At 57.5% G+C, this 2263-nt stretch carries 4 protein-coding genes; 2 read left to right on the forward strand and 2 right to left on the reverse strand.

The features are described from left to right. On the forward strand, positions 1-761 hold a 761-nt coding region (cobS, locus tag RSB01_RS14025), incomplete at its 5' end, for an adenosylcobinamide-GDP ribazoletransferase (protein ID WP_332625745.1). A gap of 38 nt (positions 762-799) precedes the next feature. Continuing rightward, complete coding sequence (locus RSB01_RS14030; RefSeq protein WP_332625746.1) at positions 800-1270, forward strand: hypothetical protein; 471 nt, start codon at positions 800-802, stop codon at positions 1268-1270. Here the strand turns inward: RSB01_RS14030 and gspM are convergent. Both gspM and RSB01_RS14040 read right to left on the reverse strand, forming a co-directional pair. Next, positions 1251-1691, reverse strand: a complete 441-nt coding sequence (gene gspM / locus RSB01_RS14035; RefSeq protein ID WP_332620539.1) for a type II secretion system protein GspM — start codon at positions 1689-1691, stop codon at positions 1251-1253. The genes RSB01_RS14030 and gspM overlap by 20 nt on opposite strands. Continuing rightward, the coding region (locus tag RSB01_RS14040) for a hypothetical protein (RefSeq protein ID WP_332625747.1) at positions 1688-2263 on the reverse strand (576 nt) is incomplete at its 5' end. The genes RSB01_RS14040 and gspM, both read right to left, overlap by 4 nt.

A 2263-nucleotide genomic window follows, 5' to 3' on the forward strand; every position in this document is an offset into this window, starting at 1 on the left:
GCCGCGAACTAAACCTGATGATCTGTGCGGTGCAGTTCCTGACACGGATACCGACGCCGCAACTGAAACAGTTTGATCCCGCATGGATACAGGCCAGCGCCCGCTATTATCCTCTGGTCGGCATGCTGGTTGGTACCCTGTCAGCGGGTGTGCTGTGGGGAGCTTCGCAACTGGCCACTCCATTGGTTGCCGCCTTGCTGGCAATCGCGGCCAGTATGGCCCTGACCGGATGTTTCCATGAAGACGGTCTGGCCGATACGGCAGATGGCATAGGGGGCGGATCAAGCCGCGAACGCCGTCTGGAAATCATGAAGGACAGCCGACTGGGCACCTATGGTGCGTCGGTGCTGTTTCTGAACCTGCTGATACGCGCAGCCTGTCTTGCGGCCCTGATCTCGGTTTCACCCGCACTGGCGGCTATTGCCATGATCTGCGCCCAGAGTTTCGGACGCTCTGCTGCGGTTATGGCCATGGCGGTGATGCCCTATGGTGGTAATCCGGGCATGGCTAAGGAAGGCAATCCCGATCGCACAGCGCCTTACAATGTCATTATTGCCGTACTGATTGGTCTTGCACCCTTTGCACTGCTAACGCCCGTGATGGCAGGCGCAGGTCTCGGACTGGGATTATTGGCCGCCGCCATTCCTGCTTTTCTGGCATGGAAGCATTTGGGGGGGCGCACAGGCGATGTGCTGGGAGCCGTCGAACAGAGCTTCGAGATCGGCTTTCTTCTGGCCCTTGGCGCGGTCATCCGGTTGTGAACCGGATCATAGTTTGCCCCTTGCATGATGTCCGCGCCTTGGTGGCAATCAGGCAACCCAGCCATGTCGTCAGCCTGATTTCACCAGCGGCCGATCTGGATCTGGATTTAGCCAGTGGCCAAAGCGAACATCTGTTTTTGCGGTTCAATGATATCAATCATCTGCAAGACGGACTGATTGCGCCGGATGAAATCCATATACGTGCCTATCTGGATTTTCTGGATAGCTGGGAAGGGTCCAGACCTCTACTGATCCATTGCTGGGCCGGTGTCAGCCGCTCTCCGGCAGCGGCCTATATCGCAGCCATTGCCCGCAACGGGGCAAGCTGTGAGCGCGACATCGCTATGAACTTACGCGCCAAAGCCCCCTATGCCACACCCAACCGCCGTATGATCGAAATCGCGGACGGCTTGCTGCAAAAGCAAGGGACGATGACTGCTGCAATCGACGCTATCGGCAGAGGTTCGGACACGGCATGGGGCAGCAGCTTTAGTCTGTCTGCCCGCTGATCCGCAAACTTCCGTCATCATAAGCCTGAATGTGCAGGAGTTTCGGTGACAGCCTGGCGCGCTCCATATTGATCAGGAACGCCCGTCCGCTTTGAGATGGGATACGGTCCAGATCAAAAGCCAGTCCGGCCCCTTGAGTGGAAATCTGGATCTGGACTTCCGCTTGTCTGGCGGCTTGTTCCAGCGCGCTGCGTACATTGCGGTAACCTGTATAGGCGCGCGCATATTCGATCTGGCGTGTCATGCGCAACAGGCGCGCCTCGGCAGCCTGACGTTCAAAGGCTGCACTATCGCGCCAGTTCTGGACCGGTTGAATAATGCCGTACCAAGCCACAACTCCCGCAACCAGCAGCCCCAACCCAGCTAGCATCACCTGCTCACGCCGGGTGCGAGAATCCCAAATGCTTTGTAGGGACATCATTGCAGGGCTCCGATCGTGAACGCACAAACGGTCTGGCCGCCTTCGCTGGTGGGGGCGCAGTTTTGAAAATCCAAACCGTAGCGGACCAAGGCGTCACGGATCACAGCGGCATCTTCGCTCGCACGAAGTCGTAATATGCCCCTCACCTCGCCACCTGTGCCGGTGACTTCAGAAAGGGTCGTGCCCGCTCTGGTCTCGATGACCGTTGTCAGTGCCGCGATAGTTTTGGCATGGCTGCCTAAGGGAGGTTGGGCGGCAAAGCGTTGCTCTGCCTGGTTGAGAGCATCTTTTTGTTGAGATAGATCGGGCATGAAGGCGACAGCCTTAGCCTTCGCTTCCTTGTTCGCTGTGTATCCGGTCCATTTATCGTGGGCGATATGGGCCAGCCCCACCCATGCAGGGCTCAGAGCCAAAACGAGTGCCAAGCCGGAAATCTGTTTCCAGCCTAGGGCTCTTCGACTTTTAGGAACGGCGCTGGACAGCAGGTTTAAAGGACAGGAAACAGCCCCGTAGCTAATAACATCCATCGCCGTATCGGCTTCTGTCCATTGGACAGTTCTGCCATCGGCTAT

The sequence above is a fragment of the Brevundimonas sp. genome, assembly GCF_036659295.1.
Taxonomy (GTDB): domain Bacteria; phylum Pseudomonadota; class Alphaproteobacteria; order Caulobacterales; family Caulobacteraceae; genus Brevundimonas.